17 protein-coding genes and 1 other RNA gene are annotated in these 20,929 nt (G+C 65.5%); 7 read left to right on the top strand and 11 right to left on the bottom strand.

The window, feature by feature from the left end; all coding sequences use genetic code 11:
• Nucleotides 1–7 precede the first annotated feature (7 nt).
• The 5 genes from sucB to WFL22_RS04030 all read left to right on the top strand — a co-directional run bounded on the left by sucB (nt 8) and on the right by WFL22_RS04030 (nt 6,732).
• Nucleotides 8–1,783, top strand: a complete 1,776-nt coding sequence (sucB, locus tag WFL22_RS04050; RefSeq protein ID WP_336991576.1) for a 2-oxoglutarate dehydrogenase, E2 component, dihydrolipoamide succinyltransferase — start codon at nt 8–10, stop codon at nt 1,781–1,783.
• Between the two features lie 653 nt (nt 1,784–2,436).
• Entirely contained in the window at nt 2,437–3,126 is a 690-nt protein-coding gene (locus WFL22_RS04045; protein WP_336651012.1) for a DUF4191 domain-containing protein, read from the top strand.
• A 5-nt stretch (nt 3,127–3,131) separates the two neighbouring features.
• Nucleotides 3,132–3,563: an RDD family protein gene (locus WFL22_RS04040; RefSeq protein ID WP_336651013.1), complete on the top strand. Its 432-nt coding sequence runs from the start codon at nt 3,132–3,134 to the stop codon at nt 3,561–3,563.
• A 144-nt stretch (nt 3,564–3,707) separates the two neighbouring features.
• Complete coding sequence (gene glnA, locus WFL22_RS04035) at nt 3,708–5,132, top strand: type I glutamate--ammonia ligase (protein ID WP_336991573.1); 1,425 nt, start codon at nt 3,708–3,710, stop codon at nt 5,130–5,132.
• A gap of 160 nt (nt 5,133–5,292) precedes the next feature.
• Complete coding sequence (locus WFL22_RS04030; protein WP_336991572.1) at nt 5,293–6,732, top strand: anaerobic C4-dicarboxylate transporter family protein; 1,440 nt, start codon at nt 5,293–5,295, stop codon at nt 6,730–6,732.
• Nucleotides 6,733–6,750: 18 nt separating this feature from the next.
• On the opposite strand, the gene WFL22_RS04025 is transcribed toward WFL22_RS04030, so the two are convergent.
• The 5 genes from WFL22_RS04025 to WFL22_RS04005 form a co-directional block, all read right to left on the bottom strand.
• Nucleotides 6,751–7,848 carry an N-formylglutamate amidohydrolase gene (locus WFL22_RS04025; protein ID WP_336991571.1) on the bottom strand — a complete coding sequence of 366 codons (1,098 nt, stop codon included), beginning with the start codon at nt 7,846–7,848 and terminating at the stop codon, nt 6,751–6,753.
• A gap of 43 nt (nt 7,849–7,891) precedes the next feature.
• Nucleotides 7,892–8,482 (bottom strand): DNA-3-methyladenine glycosylase I, encoded by a 591-nt coding sequence (locus tag WFL22_RS04020; protein ID WP_336991570.1) that lies wholly within the window; start codon nt 8,480–8,482, stop codon nt 7,892–7,894.
• A gap of 276 nt (nt 8,483–8,758) precedes the next feature.
• On the bottom strand, nt 8,759–11,809 hold the full coding sequence (locus tag WFL22_RS04015; RefSeq protein ID WP_336651018.1) for a bifunctional [glutamine synthetase] adenylyltransferase/[glutamine synthetase]-adenylyl-L-tyrosine phosphorylase: 3,051 nt from the start codon (nt 11,807–11,809) through the stop codon (nt 8,759–8,761).
• A gap of 13 nt (nt 11,810–11,822) precedes the next feature.
• A complete protein-coding gene (locus tag WFL22_RS04010; RefSeq protein WP_336651019.1) occupies nt 11,823–13,160 on the bottom strand; it encodes a glutamine synthetase family protein in 1,338 nt (445 codons plus the stop codon).
• Nucleotides 13,161–13,246: 86 nt separating this feature from the next.
• Nucleotides 13,247–13,453, bottom strand: a complete 207-nt coding sequence (locus WFL22_RS04005; RefSeq protein WP_336651020.1) for a methionine aminopeptidase — start codon at nt 13,451–13,453, stop codon at nt 13,247–13,249.
• Between the two features lie 101 nt (nt 13,454–13,554).
• Between WFL22_RS04005 and map the strand changes: the two genes are divergently transcribed.
• Nucleotides 13,555–14,424 carry a type I methionyl aminopeptidase gene (gene map / locus WFL22_RS04000; protein ID WP_336651021.1) on the top strand — a complete coding sequence of 290 codons (870 nt, stop codon included), beginning with the start codon at nt 13,555–13,557 and terminating at the stop codon, nt 14,422–14,424.
• A gap of 7 nt (nt 14,425–14,431) precedes the next feature.
• Here the strand turns inward: map and rnpB are convergent.
• The 6 genes from rnpB to WFL22_RS03970 all read right to left on the bottom strand — a co-directional run bounded on the left by rnpB (nt 14,432) and on the right by WFL22_RS03970 (nt 19,241).
• Nucleotides 14,432–14,807, bottom strand: an RNA gene (gene rnpB, locus WFL22_RS03995) — RNase P RNA component class A.
• Nucleotides 14,808–14,820: 13 nt separating this feature from the next.
• Nucleotides 14,821–15,549: a zinc ribbon domain-containing protein gene (locus WFL22_RS03990; protein ID WP_336651022.1), complete on the bottom strand. Its 729-nt coding sequence runs from the start codon at nt 15,547–15,549 to the stop codon at nt 14,821–14,823.
• A 139-nt stretch (nt 15,550–15,688) separates the two neighbouring features.
• Nucleotides 15,689–16,537, bottom strand: coding sequence for a Nif3-like dinuclear metal center hexameric protein (locus tag WFL22_RS03985; RefSeq protein WP_336651023.1), 849 nt, complete (start codon nt 16,535–16,537; stop codon nt 15,689–15,691).
• A 3-nt stretch (nt 16,538–16,540) separates the two neighbouring features.
• Nucleotides 16,541–17,206, bottom strand: coding sequence for a methionine ABC transporter permease (locus tag WFL22_RS03980; RefSeq protein ID WP_336651024.1), 666 nt, complete (start codon nt 17,204–17,206; stop codon nt 16,541–16,543).
• Entirely contained in the window at nt 17,206–18,234 is a 1,029-nt protein-coding gene (locus tag WFL22_RS03975) for a methionine ABC transporter ATP-binding protein (protein WP_336991569.1), read from the bottom strand. Before WFL22_RS03975 ends, WFL22_RS03980 begins: the two co-directional genes overlap by 1 nt.
• A 98-nt stretch (nt 18,235–18,332) precedes the next feature.
• Nucleotides 18,333–19,241, bottom strand: a complete 909-nt coding sequence (locus WFL22_RS03970; protein ID WP_336991568.1) for a MetQ/NlpA family ABC transporter substrate-binding protein — start codon at nt 19,239–19,241, stop codon at nt 18,333–18,335.
• Nucleotides 19,242–19,456: 215 nt separating this feature from the next.
• Between WFL22_RS03970 and WFL22_RS03965 the strand changes: the two genes are divergently transcribed.
• Complete coding sequence (locus WFL22_RS03965; protein WP_336651027.1) at nt 19,457–20,896, top strand: glyceraldehyde-3-phosphate dehydrogenase; 1,440 nt, start codon at nt 19,457–19,459, stop codon at nt 20,894–20,896.
• Nucleotides 20,897–20,929 lie beyond the last annotated feature (33 nt).

The following is a 20,929-nucleotide window of genomic DNA, read 5'->3' as shown; positions in this document are numbered from 1 at the left end:
AAGCACGATGAGTGAATCGGTGGTCCTCCCCGCACTGGGCGAGAGTGTGACCGAGGGCACGGTGACCCGCTGGCTGAAGAACGTGGGCGATACCGTCGAGGTCGACGAGCCCCTGCTCGAAGTCTCGACAGACAAGGTCGACACCGAGATCCCCTCCCCCGTCTCTGGCGTGGTGGAAGAGATCCTCGTGCAGGAGGACGAGACCGCTGAGGTCGGTGCCGTGCTCGCACGCGTGGGTGACGGCAGCGGTGCATCCGCTCAGAACGCGGCACCTGCTGCTGCGGCTCCCGAGGCGCCCGCGGCACCTGCCGCTGAAGCCCCCGCGGCCCCGCAGCCCGCAGCTGCTCCCGCGCAGCCCGCAGCGGCGCAAGAAGCACCGGCTGCCCCCACCTCCGCTGACGCGCAGGACATCGTGCTGCCCTCCCTCGGCGAGAGCATCACCGAGGGCACGGTGACCCGCTGGTTGAAGAGTGTCGGTGAGACCGTCGAGGTCGATGAGCCTCTCCTTGAAGTGTCGACAGACAAGGTTGACACCGAGGTGCCCTCGCCGATTGCGGGCGTGCTGCAGGAGATCGTGGTGCAGGAGGACGACACCGTCGAGGTCGGCGGCGTGCTCGCGCGCGTCGGCAGCGGTGCCGTTGCCCAGGCCGCCCCCGCCCAGCCGGCGGCCGAGGCCACCCCCGCGCCGGCGGCCCCCGCCGTTGAACAGCCCGCGGCAGCCGAGGCCCCCGCACCTGCTGCCGAGACGGTACAGCCGGCCGCGGCACCCGCGCAGCCCGCAGCTGCTGCACAGCCCGCTGCGGCACAGCCCGCTGCGGCACAGCCCGCAGCTGCTGCTCAGCCCGCTGCGGCACAGCAGCCCGCTGCCCAGGCGCAGTCGACAGCCTCCGCAGGCTACGTGACACCGATCGTGCGCAAGCTCGCTCACGAAATCGGCGTCGACCTGTCGGCGGTCGCGGGCACCGGTGTTGGTGGCCGCATCCGCAAGGAAGACGTGCTGGCCGCCGCCGAGACGACGAAGAGCTCGGCACCCGCGGCAGTAGCTGCCCCCGCGGTGCAGGTATCGGAGCTGCGTGGCACCACGCAGAAGATGAGCCGCCTGCGCAAGGTGATCTCTGAGCGGGCCGTGGCATCGCTGCAGAGCACCGCACAGCTCACCACCGTCGTCGAGGTCGACGTGACGCGCGTCGCGCGTCTGCGTCAGGCGAAGAAAGACGAGTTCCTGCAGAAGACCGGCTCGAAGCTCTCTTTCCTGCCGTTCTTCGCTTTGGCCGCGGCTGAGGCGCTGCGCACCTACCCGATCATCAACGCGACCGTTGACGGCGACTCGATCGTCTACCCCGATACCGAGAACATCAGCATCGCGGTCGACACGGAGCGCGGTCTGCTCACCCCGGTGCTGCGCGCCGCTGGTGAGAAGAACCTCGCGCAGATCTCGGGCGAGATCGCGGATCTTGCCGAGCGCACTCGCGACAACAAGCTCACCCCCGATGAGCTGAGCGGTGGCACCTTCACCCTCACCAACACCGGTTCGCGTGGGGCGCTCTTCGACACCCCGCTCGTGTTCCTGCCGCAGTCCGCGATTCTCGGCACCGGCGCTGTGGTGAAGAAGCCTGTTGTGATCTCGGGCCCCGAAGGTGATTCGATTGCGGTGCGCTCGACGGTCTACCTGGCACTCTCCTACGATCACCGCATCGTCGACGGTGCAGACGCCGCCCGCTTCCTCACCCAGGTGAAGCAGCGTCTTGAGGCCGGCGATTTCGAGGGCAACCTCGGCATCTGATCCGTATCAGAACCCGCGTGGGCCGCGGTCGCCTTATCGGCGGCCGCGGCCCATTTCATTGCATGGGTCTTGCCACGGCGCGGGCGTGATCCTCTGGCGCAACGCATAGGAAATCGCATCGCACGCGAATTGTAGGTCCCACTGGCCTCCGAGCGCCTCGATATCGCCCACGGCCTCTTCGAGAGCCTCACAGACGAGCCCAGCAGCTCCGGTGGTGTCCCAGGCGCGCACGGCGCTCGTGAGGCGACGAATCGGCAACCCAATTGCCGTGCATCCTCGATCGTGGGTGTGGGCGTCTGGCAAGCGGCCTGATCCGCCGCGGGGGTCTGCGCAGCCCCCCAGTGACCTGAGTTCGATTCCTGCAAGGCAGATCCGCTCCGCCCTGGCCGCGAGCCGCGAGGCACTTCCGGCCCGCGTAACCGTGCGTGCGCTTCGTCTCATGCTGCTCCCTCTGCGACTCCCGGAGATGAGCCCGGGCGCGACACCAGTCTCGCCGGTGCGCGACTGTGGACGACTCTTACAAAAGGCATCTGTGGAGAACTCGCCCGAAGTTCGCCGAATCCTGCTGCTGTGAGCGAACATCCGACTCCCTACGGGTGTCGAGAGGCGCCGCGCGGTCGGCAGGCACGGCAAGAGCCGATATCCTAGATGGCATGGCAGCAGAGAAGGCGAAGCGCAACGGTCGCATCAGGCAGATGGTGGAGATCTACAAGACCACCAAGGTTCACGATCGCAACCTCCCCTGGGTGCTACTGCTGTGCTTCATCGCCCCCGTGGCAGTCTCCGTGCTGCTCGCGTGGCTGCTGCCCGGCGGCTGGTTCGGGTGGATCATCTGGCCAGTCACGGGTGTGCTCGTCGGCATCCTGCTGGTAATGATCATGCTCGGCCGACGCGCCGAACGCATGGCGTACCAGCAGATCGAAGGGCGACCGGGTGCTGTGGGCGCGGTTGTGCAGAGCGCTCTGCGCCGCTCCTGGCGCGGATCCGAGGTTCCCGTCGCGATGAACCGCAACCAGGATGCGGTCTACCGGGTGGTGGGCCGCGGAGGTGTCGTGCTGATCTCGGAGGGTTCCCGCCAGCGCACCGAGCGCATGGCGGCCGACGAGGAACGCAAGATCAAGCGCGCGCTTCGCAACGTCGAGGTCGTGCACCTGTATGTCGGGCCCGACGGCGACGGCGTTCCGCTGCCGAAGCTCTCAAAGACACTGGTTCGCCTGAAGCCCAAGCTCAACCGCAATGAGGTTGCTGCGGTCTACAACCGGCTCTCCTCGCTACAGGCCACACCTGTGGGCATCCCCAAAGGCATGGACCCCAATCGGGTTCGCCCGCAGCGCCCGCGTTGAGCCCCATGCCAGCGCCCTCCGCTCCGCAACGATTCGGCGATCTCGAGCCCAGCAAGTGGCCGGGTGAGCGCCTCGGTCTCCCCGATGCGGGCCCGCGGTCCGTTGCCCGGCTCGGCCGCCGAACGCTCGCGATCCTCCTCGACTGGGGGCTCGCCGCACTGCCGGCGTACCTGCTCATCGGGGGCGCTCATCCCGAGTGGTGGAACTACCTGATCTTCGCAGTGATGCAGATCGTGTTCATCCCCACCATCGGCGGTTCCATCGGTCACCGCCTGCTCGGTATGCGCGTCGTGCCGATCGCCGGTGGTTGGGTGGGCCTGTGGCGGCCAGTGGTGCGCACGCTGCTGCTGTGCCTCGTGATCCCGGTGCTCGTGTGGGACTCCGATCAGCGCGGCTTCCACGACAAGATCGCAGGGACGGTGCTGATCCGTGCCTGATCCTGTTCAGGGCTATCCGCACCCCCGTGTAACACCCGCGAAACACACGAATCACGGATTTGAAATCAGGCTCGCATAGGCTGGTACCAAGCAATCGGCCTGCGACGTCGTGAACGCACGGCCGATCTGACATCGAGGAGCAGTATGTTCACCACCCCCCAAGAAGTGATCGACTTCATCAAGGAGACCGACGTCAAGTTCGTCGACATCCGCTTCGTCGACCTCCCCGGCGTGCAGCAGCACTTCAACATCCCGGCATCCACCGTCGACCTCGAGTTCTTCGAGATCGGGCAGATGTTCGACGGCTCTTCGATCCGCGGCTTTGCAGGCATCGCTGAGTCCGACATGCAGTTGATCCCCGATGTCAGCACCGCCTACATCGATCAATTCCGCGCCGAGCGCACCCTGATCCTGGTCTGCGACATTTTCAACCCGCGCACCGGTGAGATCTACTCGAAGGATCCCCGTCAGATCGCGAAGAAGGCAGAGCAGTACCTCGCCTCCACGGGCATCGCCGACACCGCGTTCTTCGCACCCGAAGCCGAGTTCTACATTCTCGACTCGGTGCGTCATGAGACCACCCCCCGCCGCACCTTCTTCGAGATCGATTCCGAGGAAGCCGGCTGGAACTCCGCCCGCGCCGACGAGGGCGGCAACCTGGGCCACCACACCCCAGCCAAGGGCGGCTATTTCCCTGTCTCCCCCGTTGATAAGCAGGCGGATCTGCGTGACGATATTTCGCTGCGACTGATCGAGGCTGGTCTCCAGCTTGAGCGCTCACATCACGAGGTTGGCGCTCCCGGCCAGGCGGAGATCAACTACCGCTTCGACACGCTGGTAAAGGCTGCCGATGATGTGCTGAAGTTCAAGTACATCGTCAAGAACACCTCCGAGCTGTGGGGCAAGACCGCAACCTTCATGCCGAAGCCTGTCTTCGGAGACAACGGTTCGGGCATGCACACCCACATGTCGCTCTGGAAGGGCGGCGAGCCGCTGTTCTACGACGAGAACGGCTACGCTCAGCTCTCGGATGTGGCCCGCTGGTACATCGGCGGCATTCTGCACCACGCGCCAGCGCTTCTCGCGTTCACGAACCCTACGATCAACAGCTACCGCCGCCTGGTCAAGGGCTACGAGGCGCCCGTCAACCTCGCCTACTCGGCGGGCAACCGTTCGGCTGCGGTGCGCATCCCGCTCACCGGCTCCAACCCGAAGGCGAAGCGCATTGAGTTCCGCGCACCCGACGCCTCGGGTAACCCCTACCTCGCGTTCGCCGCGCAGCTGATGGCCGGCCTCGACGGCATCCGCAACCGTATCGAGCCGATGGAGCCGATCGACAAGGATCTCTACGAGCTTCCCCCGGAGGAGGCGAAGAACATCCCGCAGGTGCCCGGCTCGCTCGACGAGGCCCTTGATGCACTCGAGGCGAACCACCAGTTCCTCCTTGAGGGCGGTGTCTTCAGCGAAGAAGTGATCCAGACCTGGATCGACTACAAGCGCGAGTACGAGATCCTGCCAATGGCAGTGCGCGTGCACCCCTTCGAGTACGAGCTGTACTACGGGGTGTAACGACCCGTAGTACCGATGCGAAGCGCCCCTCACCACTCTCCGTGGCGAGGGGCGCTTCTCTGCGCCATCAGACCTCTGCAGCGCCCGTTTTCAGTGGTCGCTGACCCCGGATGAGGGTGCATGGAGACCGCACTGAGGTCGCGACCGCATACGGTTGGAGGTGCTGCGGCATTATCTCGAGGCTTTTCGTGCGGTGTCTGAACAGCCGCGGTACTACGCTGACCTCAAGGCATTGAGACTCGAAGGGGAGCCGCTCATGGAAACCGTTCTGTTCATCACCCAACTTTTGGTCGTACTCGGTTGCATCGTAATGGGCACACGCTCCAGCGGTGTTGGGCTTGGGCTTTGGGGCGGCACAGGTGTAGCGATCCTCGTATTCGTCTTCAGGCTCACACCCGGAAACCCGCCGGTAGACGCATTGCTCATCGTGCTTTCAGTCGTCCTCGCCTCTTCGATGATGCAGGCCGCCGGTGGCATCGATTGGCTCGTTTCCGTGGCTGCAAAACTCATCGCGAAGAACCCCAAGCAGATCACGCTCGTCGCCCCGCTCGTCTCCTTCGTATTCTCAGTCGGAGCCGGCACTTCGAACATTCTCTACCCGTTGCTGCCTGTCATCCAAGATCTGTCGTATCGCAATGGCATTCGCCCCTCGCGGCCGCTGTCGCTCTCAGTAGTCGCGACTGGTGTAGCCCTCGCCTGCAGCCCGGTGTCAGCTGCAATGGCAGCAATGGTCACGCTCACCGATGTCGCGCCCTGGAATTTCGAGCTCATCGATATCCTAAAGGTGACCATTCCAGCTGCCATCGTGGGCATCGTGTTGTCAAGCTTCATCGTCAATCGAATCGGCGCGGAGATCTCCGCGGATCCTGAGATCCAGGCGAAGATCACGTCAGGAGAGATTCCACCGCCTGGGGACTCTGGGGCCGCTGTCCAGGCAAATGTTACTGTCACCAAGTCGGGGCGCAATGCAGCGCTGGTCTTTCTCCTTGGCGTTGTTGCCATCGTCATATTCGGGCTCTGGAAAGGTCTGCGCCCACTCGACGGAGCCGGTGACCCAGTTTCTATGCCGCCGATTATTGAAATCGTGATGTTTGCGGTCGGCACGATCATCTTGCTCGTTTCTCGCCCGAAAGTCGCGGAGATACCGACCACAACAGTGTTCAAAGCAGGCATGGTGTCGGCAATTGCGCTCTTCGGTCTCGCCTGGCTCACCGACACCTTCCTTTCGGCGCACACCGATCTCATCGCTGGTGGTGTTGGCGCGCTCGTAGAGGTCGCCCCGTGGATCTTCGCGCTCGGCATCTTCCTCGTCTGCGTTCTCACAACGAGCCAGTCAACCGCCACCCGCACCATCGTGCCCATTGGCTTGGCTGCAGGCGTACCGCTCGGACTGCTGTCGGGCATGTGGGCCGGAGCATTTGCAGGTATCTATCTTCTGCCTACGAATGGTTCGCAGATTGCCGCCGCGAACTTCGACACCTCTGGCTCGACGAAACTCGGCACCAAGCTCTACGACCACTCGTTCTTCGTACCGACGTTGGTTCTGGCTGCGATTACCATTGCGTTCGGCGCATTGTTCGGTGCGCTCTGGGGTGGGTAGCGCTACGCTCCCGTCAGATCATGCACTTTCGCGGAACAGATTCCACGATCGCATACAGCTGCGGGCGATCATATCGATGTGCGCCTGATCCTCGTCGACCCAGTCAATTCCGGGCCGGTGGAGCTCTTTGGCCGCAGCTTCACCGAGCAGAAACTCACGAAGAAACTCTGCCTGTACCGCTCCGAGCACAAGTCCAGCTGCTCTGGCTTCCTCCGCGAGGTCTCGAAACTTCTGGCCGTCGACAAGAATTTCTTGGCTTCCGAGGTATGGCTGGTTGAGCGCGACATCTTCAGGCTCGCGTACTTGGAAGCCCTCCCGGTGTGACTCGGCCAGGCGTCTGAGCGCTGCAGGGAGCATGGTCGGAGGATCGTCGGGGGCTCGCGACTCGCCGCGAGCATCACCTCGGTTCGACAGAGCCACCACTCTTGGCAGCCGATCTTGGGGCAGGCGCTCGACGTTCACCGCTCCCTCTCGTGTGGTGGTGGTGTTCATCGTGTCGTGAAACGAGAGTCGGGTGAAGCTGCCTCCATGTTCGAGCCCGCGAGCTACGAATCTGTCTACGAGATCTTCACAGGTGCGCTGGTAGACGTCGACACCTTGCTGAGCGGTGGTAGCGAACGCGTCAACCAGCCGATCGAGGTCTGCGGAGTTCTCGGGAATCTCAATTATTGGAAAGAAGGAGAAGGTCACCGGCCGGATCGCATCAACACCGGTGAGGTCAACTCTCTGCCAGGGACCCGCCGCCCTCACGCGCGCAATCGCCTCGGCTAGCTTCGCGCGCACGTCATCTGGCTTCGCGCGATTCGGGTCGCGCACGAGACGCGGATGCTGGTTGATCACAGCAACAATTCGAGGATCGATCTCGGCCCAGCGCTTCACAACGCCTGCCGTGGCAACGTCCGAGAAGTCATTCTGCAAGCGTCGAGTGAGAGCGGGTGAGATGAACTCCGCGATCTCTTCAGGAATTGCGGAACCTGAATGCGGGGTGGTCACGAGAACATCAGCTTGCGAAATAGCCTGCTCGAGCGTGCGGCCACCGTTAGTCTTCCCCTGCCAATGCGTGATTTCGTCGGCAGAAAACGTTGTACCTGCGGGAATGAGATCGAGACCGCTCATGGCCTCAGCGTAGCCGCCCGGACAGGGTTTCCCAAGGAATGCTCTACAACGGAGCTTCGGAAGCCCGCCAGCACCCCGCGAGATGGTCGTCGACCATGCCGGCCGACTGCATCAGCGCGTACATGGTGGTCGGCCCCACAAACCGGAAACCCCGCCGGCGCAGCTCCTTGCTCAGTGCCGTCGACTCGGGCGTGGTGGCAGGCACCTCCGCCATCGAAGCGGGGCGCAGGCGGGCAGCGTCACCCGAAGGCGCGAACGACCACATCAGCAAGTCAAGTTCGCCTCCCCGCATGTCACGCACCAGAGCAGCATTGCCGATCACGGCGGTGATCTTCGCGCGATTGCGCACGATGCCGGCATCGGCCATCAAACGAGCAACGTCATCGGCATCGAACTCTGCGACCCTGGCTGGTTCGAAACCTGCGAATGCCTCACGAAAATTGGGCCGCTTGCGCAGGATCGTGATCCACGAGAGCCCCGCCTGAAAACCTCCCAGCGACATCTTCTCGAACAGCGCACGGTCTCCCCGCAGCGGAATACCCCACTCTTCGTCGTGGTAGCGGCGGTACTCCGGGTCGTCTCCGACCCAGCCGCAGCGAGCGATTCCATCAGACCCCGTCACGATCGCGTTCACCAAGACAGGCTATCAAGCCGAGCCATCCGGCACAGCAGAAGCCCCCGGCCGCAGGGCCGGGGGCTTCGCTCTTTCGTGTCAGGCGACGTCGCTGTCGCGTGGCTCACCGATCAGGATTCGAGTTCGTCTTCGAACTCAGCACCGTCTTCAGCGAGGAGGGCCTCGAGAAATGACTGTAGGTACTGCATAACGATCAGATTACGCTTCGGTAACGCTGTAGGGAAGACCTGAGCGTGAACTTCGCGATGATATTGCGTATCGTGACGGTGAACGAGGTCACGGCAGTGGGAAGCGCACGTCCTGATCCGTGTAACCGAAGAACTCGCGCTCGAAGACGGTGCGGGCACGACGGGACACCGCGAACCAACGCTCCTCAAGCTCGAATGTGCGGCCCCGAGGCAGGTCGAGCACCCCGGCAATGCCATCAAGATCGCTCCGATCGACAGGCAAAGAATCAGAAGAACGGCCCGTCCACAGCTTCAAGGCACTGCGCACCCGGCTCGCGAACCGCCACGAGTCGGCAAGGTGCTCGGCATCGATCGGATCGAGCAATTCGAGCTCGCTCGCCGCCGCCAAAGCGCGCAACGTCGAAACCGTGCGCAATGCTTCGAAGCGAGCTCCCTCGCGCAACTGCAGCAACTGCACCAACCACTCAACGTCGCTGATGCCGCCAGGGCCAAGCTTTAAATGCCGGCGCGGATCCGCCCCCTGCGGCAGCCGCTCCGCCTCGACGCGGGCCTTGATCCGCCGCACCTCCCGCACCTCAGCGTCACCGAACTCCGTGGGATAGCGGATCTCATCGGCCAAGGCAATGAAATCGGCGCCCAGCGCGGCATCACCCGCCACCACCCTGGCGCGCAGCAGCGCCTGGGCCTCCCACGTCACCGACCAACGCCGATAGTAGGAGCGGTACGCCTCAAGGCTGCGAGCGAGCGGGCCGTTCTTCCCCTCGGGCCGCAGATCGAAATCGAGGTCGACAGGGAAACGCGGATCCGAAACCAGCCGGCGCAGCTCCGAGATCAGCCGCACCCCCTCACGAGAAGCGAGATCCGGAGCCACCCCCTCAGGCGCGCGGAACACCGCGACCACATCGATATCGGAGGCGAAGCCGAGCTCTCCCCCGCCGTAACGGCCCATTCCCACAAGCGCGACCTCAAGCGGTTCGCCTTCCCACTTCGCGGCAGCATCGAGCCTGATCGCGGTGAGCAACGCGTCGAGCAGCGCAGTGTGCGCCGCATCAAGCCCCGCAGCAACCTCGGCCTCGCCGATGACCCCCGTCACCCTGCCCATCGCCAGCCGCAGCACCTCGCGCCGGTGCACCGTGCGCAGCGCAGCAGCAGCTGCCTCTGCGCCGTCACGGCGTGATGAGAGCGAACGCATCTCAGCAAACAGTTGATCACGGCCCACGGGGCGCAATTGCTCATCGCGCTCCAGCCACGCCACCGACTCTGGCAGGGACTCGAGCAGCTCGGCGGCGAAACGCGAGCACGACAGCACCCGGGTCAGCCGTTCGGCGGCCTCCGTGCCGTCGCGCAACAGACGCAAATACCAGGGCGTTTCACTGTTCGCCTCGCTCACGCGGCGAAACGCGAGCAGACCGAAATCGGGGTCGGTGCCCTCGGCGAGCCACTGCAGCAGCACCGGCATGAGATTGCGTTGGATGCGCGCCCGCCGGGAGGTGCCGCGGGTGAGCGCGGCGAGGTGCCGCATCGCCCCGTCAGGATCGCGGAAGCCGATGCTCACGAGACGTGCGCGCGCCTCGTCGCTGCCGAGCACGAGTTCTTCTTCGGGCAGGGCTGCGACCGCGCTCAGCAGCGGCGCGTAGAAGATTTTCAGGTGCAGCTCGCGCACTTCACGCTTGGTGCGCTCCCAGCGCTGCAGCATGTCGGTGCCGGTGGACGCGAGGCCGGAAGCGCGGGCGAGCACCCGCAGCGCCTCATCGTCGGTGGGCATGATCGCGGTACGACGCAGCTCGCGCAGTTGCAAACGGTGTTCGAGCACCCGCAGAAAACGGTAGTCGGCGGCGAGCCTGTCGCCGTCACTGCGAGCCACGTAGCCGCCCTCGACAAGCGCGCGCAACGCCGGCAGCGTTCCGCGCAGATGCAGACGGTCATCGTATTGGCCGTGCACAAGCTGCAGCAGCTGCACGCTGAACTCGATGTCGCGCAAGCCGCCGGGGCCCAGCTTGAGCTGCACTTCGAGCTCGTCGTCTGCGATGTGTTCGGTGACGCGCTGCCGCATACGCTGCACCGAGCCCACGAAATCTTCGCGCGACGCCGACGCCCACACCAACTGCCGGGTGCGCTCCACGAACTCGCCGCCGAGTGCGAGATCGCCGGCGAGGGGCCGCGCCTTTAGCAGGGCCTGGAACTCCCACGCCTTCGCCCAGCGCTCGTAGTAGCTGAGCATCGAGCCGAGCGTGCGCACGAGGGCACCGTGGCGCCCCTCCGGGCGCAGATTGGCGTCGAGTTGCCACAGCGGCGGCTCAAGCAACGGATCGTGGATCCCTCGCATGGTTTCGCTCGCGAGGCGGGTGCCAACGCGGATCAGCGCATCACCGTCGAGTACGTCTTCATCTGCGCTTGCGGCGATGAAGACCACGTCGACGTCGGAGACCACGTTGAGTTCTTCTGCCCCGCATTTGCCCATCGCGACGACCGCGAGCTGCGCGGCGGCAATACGCTCGGGTGCGATCTGTGGGCCGGCTCCGCCAGCTGCGAGGGTGGCCCGTGCCACCGCGAGTGAGGCCTCGATCGCAGCACCGGCGAGCGCTGACAGCGACAGCGCGACCTCTTCGAAGACGGCGGGCGCATCGCCTTTGGCGCCGCGCCTCAGATCGAAAAGCATCAGTTCGGCGAGCAGTTCGCGGTAGCGTACCCGCAGCGCGTTCCAGCCGGCCTCAGCTGCGCGCACCTGGCCGGCGCCGTCCCCGCCATCGGCATTGGTGTCGACAACCGCGTCAAGCAGCGCGGTGCGCGCTTCTTCGGCGCTGATCACCCGGCCACCGCGCTCGAGAATCTCGCCGAGCCGCTCGGGGCGCCTGGCGAAGAAGTCGCCCATCGCCGGTGAGGCACCGATGAGCAGGCAGAGCCGCCGCAGCTGCGAGCTGCTGAGCGCCCGCAGCTGCTCGGGGTGGGCATCGGCGAGATGTCTGATGCGGATCAGCGCGGCGTCGGGATCGGCCGCACGTGCATACGCCTCGAGCAGTGCACCGACGGGCGCCTGGAGCGCTTCGGCGAGAGCGTGCAGCTCGCCTCGCGCGGAGGAGAGCTCCCTGAAGCCAGCACGCGCCACTTCGGCGAGGCGCAGGACTGTCGGCTCGACCACGCTGGGATGCCCCTTAGATGGTGTCGAGCATCGAGCCGAGCTCGTAGGGTGTGACCTGCGAGCGGTACTCGCTCACTTCGCGCCGCTTGTCTCGAATGAGGTAGGCGAACACCTGCTCGCCCAGCGTCTCGGCAACCAGTTCGGAACGCTCCATCACCGCGAGGGCGTGGTCGAGGCTCGTGGGCAGCGGATCGAAGCCCATCGCACGGCGTTCGCCGTCGCTGAGCGCCCACACGTTGTTCTCGGCCTCGGGCGGCAGCTCGTACTCATCACGGATGCCTTTGAGACCAGCGGCGAGCAGCACCGAGAAGCCCAGGTAGGGGTTCACTGCACTGTCCATGCCGCGGTATTCGACGCGTGCGGCACCGCCCTTGCCGGGCTTGTACATGGGCACCCGCACGAGCGCCGAGCGGTTGTTGTGCCCCCAGCTGACAAAGGAGGGCGCTTCGTCGCCGCCCCAGAGACGCTTGTAGGAGTTGATGAACTGGTTGGTGACGGCAGTGATCTCTGGTGCGTGTCGCAGCAGACCCGCCACGAAGCGGCGGCCCGTCTGCGAGAGCTGGTAGAGGGCGCCCGGATCATAGAAGGCGTTCGTGTCGCCCTCGAAGAGCGAGAGATGGGTGTGCATACCAGAACCGGGGTGCCCGACGAGCGGCTTCGGCATGAAGGTGGCGTGCACGCCCTGCGAAATGGCGACCTCTTTCACCACGGTGCGGAAGGTCATGATGTTGTCGGCCATGGTGAGGGCGTCGGCGTAGCGCAGATCGATCTCGTTCTGGCCGGGGCCGGCCTCGTGATGGCTGAACTCGACTGAAATGCCGAGTTCTTCGAGCATCGCAACGCTCTCACGGCGGAAGTCGTGGGCGGTGCCACCGGGCACATTGTCGAAGTAGCCCGCGCGGTCGACCGGGATCGGGCCCTCCGGGCCGTACTCTGCCGACTTCAGCAGGTAGAACTCGATCTCGGGGTGAGTGTAGAAGGTGAACCCCTGCTCGGCAGCCTGCGCGAGGGTGCGCTTGAGCACGTTGCGGGGGTCGGCGACGGCGGGTTCGCCGTTGGGGGTGCGAATGTCGCAGAACATGCGTGCGGTTGGCGCCGACATGCTGCGCCAGGGCAGCAGCTGGAAAGTCGACGGATCGGGCACCGCGAGCAGATCGGACTCGTAGGCGCGGGTGAGCCCCTCGATGGCAGAGCCGTCGAAGCCGATGCCCTCGCTGAACGCACCCTCGACCTCGGCAGGCGCGAGCGCCACTGACTTCAAGGTGCCAGAGACATCGCTGAACCAGAGCCTGACGAACTTGACGCCCCGCTCCTCGATGGTGCGAAGAACAAAATCGCGCTGTTTGCTCACGCCGGCTCCGTTCGCTCAGTTGACGGTCATGGACAGACTAGCGCGCCCCTGTGACATCAGTGTTTCGGGGAGCGGTGCACTGTCGCCTACGAATCTTCTCTGGCGTCTTCTTCGGCCCACTCCCGGGCGCGCTCCTGCAGCTTGGCGGGGCCGTTCTCCGCCTCTTCGCGCGTTGCGAACGGGCCGATCCGATCGATTCCGAGCGACTGCGGCCCTTCCTCGACCTGCCCGGTGCGCGTGTTGTACCAGTACGTGGTCTCGGAGTCGTCGACTCCCCAGTCCTGCTTGCTCATCGTGGCCTCCTCGCTCAGCGCGGATCGCGCGTTCTTCGACACCCGTCGGCACCCGGAGGATCCGGGCCCGAAGCATCGGGCTCACTTCATAGACTAGAGGTATGCCCTTCGACGCACACGGTCATTTGATTCCGGGATCCACTCCGCAGCCGCGCACGGTGCCGCAGCACATCGCTCGCCCACCATACGTCGGCCTCGCCGTGCCGCCCGCGTACACCGGTGACGACACCTACACCGAAGACGAGATCGCGCGTATCCGCGCCGCCGGCCGCATCGCATCCGGCGCGCTCGATGCCGTCGGAGCTGCGGTGCGCCCAGGAATCACCACCGCGGAGCTCGACAGGATTGCGCACGAGTACGTCGTGTCCCACGGCGCCTACCCGTCGACGCTCGGCTACCGCGGCTACTCCGCCTCTTCGTGCACTTCCGTCAATGAGGTCATCTGTCACGGCATCCCCGATGACACCGTGCTGCGTGAGGGCGACGTCGTGAACGTCGACGTCACCGCCTACCTCGACGGCTTCCACGGCGACACCAACCGCACCTTCCGCGTTGGCGAGGTTGCCGCAGATGTCGATCTCCTCATCGAGCGCACCCACGAAGCGATGATGCGCGGCATCAAGGCGGCGAAGCCCGGCCGTCAGGTGAATGTGATCGGACGGGTCATCGAGACCTACGCGAAGCGCTTCGGCTACGGGGTGGTGCGCGACTTCACCGGGCACGGCGTCGGCTCGTCATTCCATTCCGGGCTCATCATCCCCCACTACGACTCGGCTCCCGCCTACGGCGACGTGATCAAGCCGAACATGGTCTTCACCGTCGAACCCATGCTCACGCTCGGTTCTCATGAGTGGGATCAGTGGGACGACGGCTGGACCGTCACCACGCGGGATAAGAGCATCACCGCCCAGTTCGAGCACACGATCGTGGTGCGCGAGAACGGTTTCGAGCTGCTCACCGTCTCGGAGTGAGCAGAGGGGGAACGGGCCGGCTGTACGCCGGGTTCTGTCCCGGCCGCCGAAGCGGCCGGTGACGGTCATCTCTCTCGGGGCACTGTTGCCAGTACCCTCTAGCGGCCTACCCGCAGGCTCGGCGAGGAGCGTCAACGCCTGCTGTCTGGCCTTGCTGCGAACGAGGTTTGCCTGGCCGCCCGTGTCACCACAGACGCCGGTGGTCTCTTACACCACCCTTTCACCCGTGCCTCCCGGCTTGCACCGGGAGGTCGGTCTGCTCTCTGTTGCACTTTCTCGCGGGTTGCCCCGGGTGGGTGTTACCCACCGTTCTCCTCTGTGCAGCCCGGACGTTCCTCGGCGCATGCGCCGAAGCGCTGCGACGCGACCGTCCGCCGGCCCGTTCCGGCGACCAGTCTACTCCCCCTCGACCCGCACGAGAATCGCGCCCGTTCCCGGGCAGAAGACCAGCTCGTCAGGCGCGGCGGCCCGGATATCGCTGAGCTCGGCGGGCGTCAGCGCCATGTGGCTCGCCTCGGAAACCCCACCGCGCAACCGTGCCGCCCCGACCCCGAGGCGACCGCGCAGCTCTTCGTAGAGATCGAGCAGATCGCGCTGCAGCTCGGCTGCGAGCCCTGCCCGCTCCGCCGTGTATGTCGCGAGATCCTGATCGATGCGCTGCTCGGCTTCGGAGATTTTGGCGCGGATCGCGGCGCGTCGCTCGTCCACTCCTGCGAGCACCTGTTGCGCGGCTGAGAACTCGGCCTGCGCCCGCTCCTGCACCTCCATGATTTCAAGCTCGCGATCTTCGAGCTCGCTCTGCCGCCGTGCGAGGGTGTCGAGTTCGTGCTGCAGCGCCTGAGCCTCTTTCGAGGAGGTACTGACGGCGATCAGCTCCTCGTCGCGCTCCCGACGTTGGCGCACGAGCTGCACATCGGTCTCGAGGCGTGCGATCTCTGCGTTCTGCGCGTCGAGGTCGCGCTGCGCCGCCATGAAACGATTTCTGGCCTCACCAGCCTCACCGCTCTGCCCTTCGAGCTCCGCCCGCTCGGGCAGCGTGCTGCGCTTGCGGCGCAACCTGGCGATCGTGTTGTCGAGGTCTTGCAGGTCGAGCAGCAGCTGCTGCTGGCGAGGGCTGGCTTTCATGGCTCCAGCCTACCGGGGCGGCACTGGCCGAGGTTCCCGCAGACGGTGCCGAATTCTCAGAGCGTTCGCCGCGCACCGGTCCGGTGCACGGTGTTGTCCGAGGCAGCGGAGTGCGGCGCTCCGCCCGACGCAGCGCCGTTCAGTTCGCGGGCCCGCCCACGGCGAAGCTCCACGGATCGGTGCGTCGACGACTCACCATGAACTCAACACCGGGCAGCCTGGCCGACAGCCGCTCGGCAGCGCCGTCAAGCCACAGCGACTCGCTGGCCCAGTGAGCGACGTCGACGAGAGCCGGGCCGCCCACCGTCAGTGACTGCTCCAGCGACTCCTGCGCGGGGTGGTGGCGCAGATCCGAGGTGAGGTAGACGTCGGCGCCTCGCACCGACGGGTGATCGAGCAGACTGTCGCCCGCGCCGCCGAGCAACGCGATGCGCCGCACCGGCCGCTCCGGGTCACCGGCAACGCGCACACCACCAACAGTAGCGGGCAGGATCGCAGCGACCCGCTCGGCGAACGCACGCAGCGAGATCGCCTCCGAGAGTTCACCGACGCGCCCCACACCGAACACCTCGCCGGGCCGTGGGCCGACCGCGGGCACAATCGCCTCAGCGTGAGCGAGCCCCAGGCGTTCGGCAAGCACCGCTGAGACACCCCCCTCCGGCTGATCCGCGTTCGTGTGCGCTGAGAGCAGCGCACAGCCCCCGCGAATGAGCTTCGCGAGTAACGCGCCCTTCGCCGTGTCCTCGGCGATCGTGTGCACGCCGCGCAGCAGCAGCGGATGGTGGGTGAGCAGTGCGTCGGCTCCCAGCTCGATCGCCTCATCCACGGTCGCCGCGACAGCATCGACGGCGAGCAGCACCCGCCGTAGCGGTGCGTTGCCGGCCCCTGAGATGAGGCCGACACGATCCCAGCCCTCTGCAGTCGCAGCCGGCCAGAACTCCTCCGCGATCCGCTGCAGATCACTGAGAGTGCTGATCCTAAATGACACCGGTTACCTCCTGAGCAGCTTGCGCGCGATCACGTTGCCGAGCAGCTGCACGAGCTGCACGATCGCGATGATGATGAGCACCGCAGCCCACGTCACCCACGGGTTGAACTGCCGGTACCCGTACTGCAGCGCGAGATTACCCAGACCGCCGCCGCCGATCACACCGGCCATCGCGGTCATATCGACCACGGCGATGAACGCGAAGGTGTAGCCGAGCACCACCGGGCCAAGACCCTCGGGAATGAGCACCGTGAGGATCGTGCGCAGCGGCCCGGCGCCCATCGCGCGAGACGCCTCGATCACTCCCGGCGGCACGGTGAGCAGGTTCTGCTCGACGAGGCGGGCGATGCCGAAGGTCGCGGCGAAGACAAGTACGAAGATCAGGGCGCGGTCGCCGATGCCGGTCCCCACAGCGATGCGCGCGAGGGGCTGGATCGCCGCGATGAGGATGACAAACGGGATCGGCCGGAAAAAGTTCACGAGGAAGTTCAAGATCCAGTACAGCGCTCGGTTCTGCAGGATGCCGCCCTGCCGGGAGACCGTCAACAGCACACCGATCACGAGGCCCAGCACACCCCCGATACCCATCGCGAAGACGACATAGACGAGGGTCTGGATCGTCGCCTCGAGGAACTTGCCGTTTGCGAGCAGCTCGATGAGCTTGTCCATCAGGCCAGCACCTCCAGGTCGGTTTCCTGCGCGAGCGCCGCGATCGCGTGCTCGACGCGCAGCTCCTCGCCAATGAGTTCGAGGGTGAGTTTGCCAAAGCTGCGTCCGCCCACGTCCGTGATGCCGCCGTGCACGATGCTAACGCCGACGCCGCGCTCGGCGAGCGTGCGAAACACGACAGGCTGATCCACATTGCCATCACGGAAAGTCAGGGTGACGAGCCGGCCGCGATGACGCTCACGCAGCTGTTCGAGATGTTCAGCCTCGGGCTCCGTGGGCAGCGCACTCGAAACGAAGCGCCTCGTCGTGGCGCTCTGCGGGCTCGAGAAGACATCGAAGACGCCGCCCTGCTCCACCGCGCGGCCCCCGTCCATCACGGTGACGCGGTCGGCGATCTCGCGCACCACCTCCATCTCGTGCGTGATGAGAATGATCGTGATCCCGAACTCCTGATTGACGCGCTTCAGCAGCGCGAGCACCTCCTGCGAAGTCTGCGGGTCAAGCGCGCTCGTGGCCTCGTCGGCAAGCAGCACGCCCGGGTTCGTGGCGAGGGCGCGGGCGATGCCCACGCGCTGCTTCTGGCCGCCGGAGAGCTGATCGGTGTAGGCCTCGGCCTTGTCGGCGAGGCCGACGAAGTCGAGCAGCTCGGCCACGCGCCGCTTGCGCTCGGCCGCCGCGACGCCCGCCACCACGAGTGGATACTCGATGTTTCTCGAGACTCGCTTCGAGTGGAACAGATTGAACTGCTGGAAGATCATGCCGATGCGGCCGCGCACCGCACGCAGCTTCGCCTCGGGCAGGCTGGTGATCTCGTCGTCGCCCACGAGGATGCGCCCCGAACTCGCCTGCTCGAGCCCGTTGACGAGCCGTAGCAGCGTGCTCTTGCCGGCGCCGGAGTAGCCGATGATGGCGTGGATCTCGCCGGAGGCGACATCGATAGAGACGTCGTCGACGGCGACCACAGGCTCCGCACCCTTCCCTCGGCCCGGGTAGCGTTTCGAGACGCCGATCAACTGGACTCGCGTCATGCGCGGTCTCCCTCCTGCTTGCTGCGGATGCGGATCGGGGCGCCCGGTATCACCGAACGCCCCGATCCTAATCGCTGCTCGCGCTGCGCGCAGCGCGGCTACTTGTTGTCGCGAACCTGAGCCTCGGAGTCGGCGAGGATCTGCTGCAGCTCCGAGACCGGGGTCTGCACGAGGATCGCGCTGTCGCCCGAGTTCTTGAAGACGCCGTCCTGCACATCCTGGTTGGTCTGGTAGATCTCGACGAGCTTCTTGTAGGTCTCGTTGTCCTTGTCCTCGGCACGCGCCGCGAAGATGTTGATGAAGTACTTCGCGCCGTCATCCTCGGGGTCGTCCTGGTAGAGCGCCTCGTCGAACTTCAGGCCCGCGTCGGTAACGAAGTCGTTGTTCACGACCGCGGCATCGACGTCGGCGAGCGAGGTCGCGGTGAACGAGGCGTCCATCTCAGTGACCTTCACCTTCGACGCCGAGGCGTCGATGTCGTCGGGGGTCGAGAAGAGGCTGCCGCCGTCGCTGAGCTTGATGAGCTCTGCCGCCTGCAGCACGTTCAGCGCGCGGGCGCGGTTCGTCGGATCGGAGGGGATCGCGACGGTGCCGCCCTCGGGGATGTCGGCGAGCTTGTCGTGCTTGGTCGAGAACACGCCGAGCGGGTAGATCGCGGTCGAGCCGATCGCCACGAGGTCGTCGTCGTTCGCCACGTTGTAGTCGGCGAGGTACACGATGTGCTGGAACTGGTTGAGGTCGAGCTCGCCCTCGCTCAGCGCCGGGTTCGGCTGGTTGTAGTCGGTGAAGTCGACGAGCTCGACCTCGATGCCCTCCTCGGCGGCAGCCGCGGTGAAGGTCTCCCAGTAAGGATCGCTCGCGCCGACAACACCGATGCGCACGGTCTCGGATGCACTGTCGCCGCCCTCCGTTGCTGCGGGGGCCGAGCAGCCTGCGAGCGCCGTCGTGGCTGCCAGCGCGAGCGAGGTGAACGAGGCGGCGAGAAGGCCGCGCTTCTTGAAGGTCATGATGCTCCTCATGATCGATGTGCGGGTGGAACGCAGCGCAGCGGGCGCGGCGGGTACGGGATCAAGCGTGCAGGATCCCGCTCCGACCCGAGAAATCAGGGTGTCACACGACGTCATCGAAGGTGGTTCGTGGGATACTGGCAGAGACGAACAAGCGTCTTCGGCGGGCAGGCCGATTCTCTTCATGACAGTGTTGGAAGGAACCCTCCGTTCACATGATTCAGCGTGCTGATGCTCACCTCGAAGCTTGGAAGGCGAAGCAGGAACTCGCAGAGCGGATGATTCCGCTGATCGGCCAGCTCTACCGCGACCACGACGTCGTCATGTCGGTGCACGGTCGCAGCCTGGTGGGCCGCTCCCCCATCGACATCATCCGCGCGCATTACTACGCGCACAAGATCGATGACGTCGAGCTGCCCCTGGCCGAGACCTCTGCGATCGTCGAGGCGCTCGCCCGCATCCAGCCGGGCCCGGTCTCGCTCGACCTCGCCCTGCTCGCAAACGACTTCCGCGCCTCGGGTGGCGACGACGTCGAGGCCTACCTGCGCGAGCAGCTCGCGCCGGTGCTCGACGCGAGTTCCGGTGAGGGCACTGATGTGGTGCTCTACGGCTTCGGGCGCATCGGCCGCCTGCTCGCCCGCATCATCATCGACCACTCGGGCAGCGGCAACGGCCTCAACCTGCGTGCGATTGTGGTGCGCCGCGGTTCGGAGAACGACCTCGTGAAGCGCGCCAACCTGCTGCGCCGCGACTCGGTGCACGGCCCCTTCAACGGCACCATCAAGGTGCTCGAAGACGAGAACGCGATCCTTGCGAACGGTGTGCGCATCCAGGTCATCTACTCGAACGACCCGGCCAGCGTCGACTACACCGAGTACGGCATCGAGAACGCGATCCTCGTCGACAACACCGGCCGCTGGCGCGACGCCGACGGCCTCGGCCAGCACCTGCAGAACAAGGGCATCTCCCGCGTGCTGCTCACCGCACCCGGCAAGGGCGACATGCTCAACGTGGTGTACGGCGTCAACAACGACAAGATCACCGACGAGCACACCATCCTCAGCGCAGCATCGTGCACCACCAACGCGATCACCCCGGTGCTCAAGGTGCTGAACGACCGCTTCGGTGTGAAGCGAGGCCACGTCGAGACCGTGCACTCGTACACCAATGATCAGAACCTCATCGATAACTTCCACAAGGGTGACCGTCGTGGCCGCTCCGCCGCGCTGAACATGGTGCTCACCGAGACCGGCGCCGCGAAGGCCGTCGCGAAGGCGCTGCCCGAGTTCGAGGGCAAGCTCACCGGCAACGCGATCCGCGTTCCCACCCCCGACGTGTCGATGGCCGTGCTCAACCTGCAGCTCGAGCAGGAGACCACGAGCGATGAGATCAACGCCTTCCTCGAGGAGGTGTCGCTCACCGGCGCACTGCGCACCCAGATCGACTACGTCGCCTCCCCCGAGATCGTGTCGAACGACTTCGTCGGTTCGAACCGCGCGGGCATCGTCGATGGCCTCGCAACGATCGTCACTGGCGACAGCGCTGTGGTCTACGTCTGGTACGACAACGAGTACGGCTACAGCTGCCAGGTGGTACGTATCATCGAGCAGCTTGCGGGGAGCCACCCTGCGCATCTGCCGGCGCTGAAGGCCTGAGCCCAGCGCCGCGCAACCGAGAGAAAGGAAACG

The sequence above is a fragment of the Leucobacter sp. VD1 genome (genome assembly GCF_037150695.1).
Lineage (GTDB): Bacteria > Actinomycetota > Actinomycetes > Actinomycetales > Microbacteriaceae > Leucobacter.
This window is presented reverse-complemented; position numbering and strand designations above follow the sequence as displayed.

Excerpts from the sequence above, each read along its gene's own strand:
- sucB (WP_336991576.1), top strand. The coding sequence starts at position 8 with ATGAGTGAATCGGTGGTCCTCCCCGCACTGGGCGAGAGTGTGACCGAG.
- WFL22_RS04045 (WP_336651012.1), top strand. The coding sequence starts at position 2,437 with ATGGCAGCAGAGAAGGCGAAGCGCAACGGTCGCATCAGGCAGATGGTG.
- WFL22_RS04040 (WP_336651013.1), top strand. The coding sequence starts at position 3,132 with ATGCCAGCGCCCTCCGCTCCGCAACGATTCGGCGATCTCGAGCCCAGC.
- glnA (WP_336991573.1), top strand. The coding sequence starts at position 3,708 with ATGTTCACCACCCCCCAAGAAGTGATCGACTTCATCAAGGAGACCGAC.
- WFL22_RS04025 (WP_336991571.1), bottom strand. The coding sequence starts at position 7,848 with ATGAGCGGTCTCGATCTCATTCCCGCAGGTACAACGTTTTCTGCCGAC.
- WFL22_RS04005 (WP_336651020.1), bottom strand. The coding sequence starts at position 13,453 with ATGAGCAAGCAGGACTGGGGAGTCGACGACTCCGAGACCACGTACTGG.
- map (WP_336651021.1), top strand. The coding sequence starts at position 13,555 with ATGCCCTTCGACGCACACGGTCATTTGATTCCGGGATCCACTCCGCAG.
- WFL22_RS03990 (WP_336651022.1), bottom strand. The coding sequence starts at position 15,549 with ATGAAAGCCAGCCCTCGCCAGCAGCAGCTGCTGCTCGACCTGCAAGAC.
- WFL22_RS03980 (WP_336651024.1), bottom strand. The coding sequence starts at position 17,206 with ATGGACAAGCTCATCGAGCTGCTCGCAAACGGCAAGTTCCTCGAGGCG.
- WFL22_RS03975 (WP_336991569.1), bottom strand. The coding sequence starts at position 18,234 with ATGACGCGAGTCCAGTTGATCGGCGTCTCGAAACGCTACCCGGGCCGA.
- WFL22_RS03970 (WP_336991568.1), bottom strand. The coding sequence starts at position 19,241 with ATGACCTTCAAGAAGCGCGGCCTTCTCGCCGCCTCGTTCACCTCGCTC.
- WFL22_RS03965 (WP_336651027.1), top strand. The coding sequence starts at position 19,457 with ATGATTCAGCGTGCTGATGCTCACCTCGAAGCTTGGAAGGCGAAGCAG.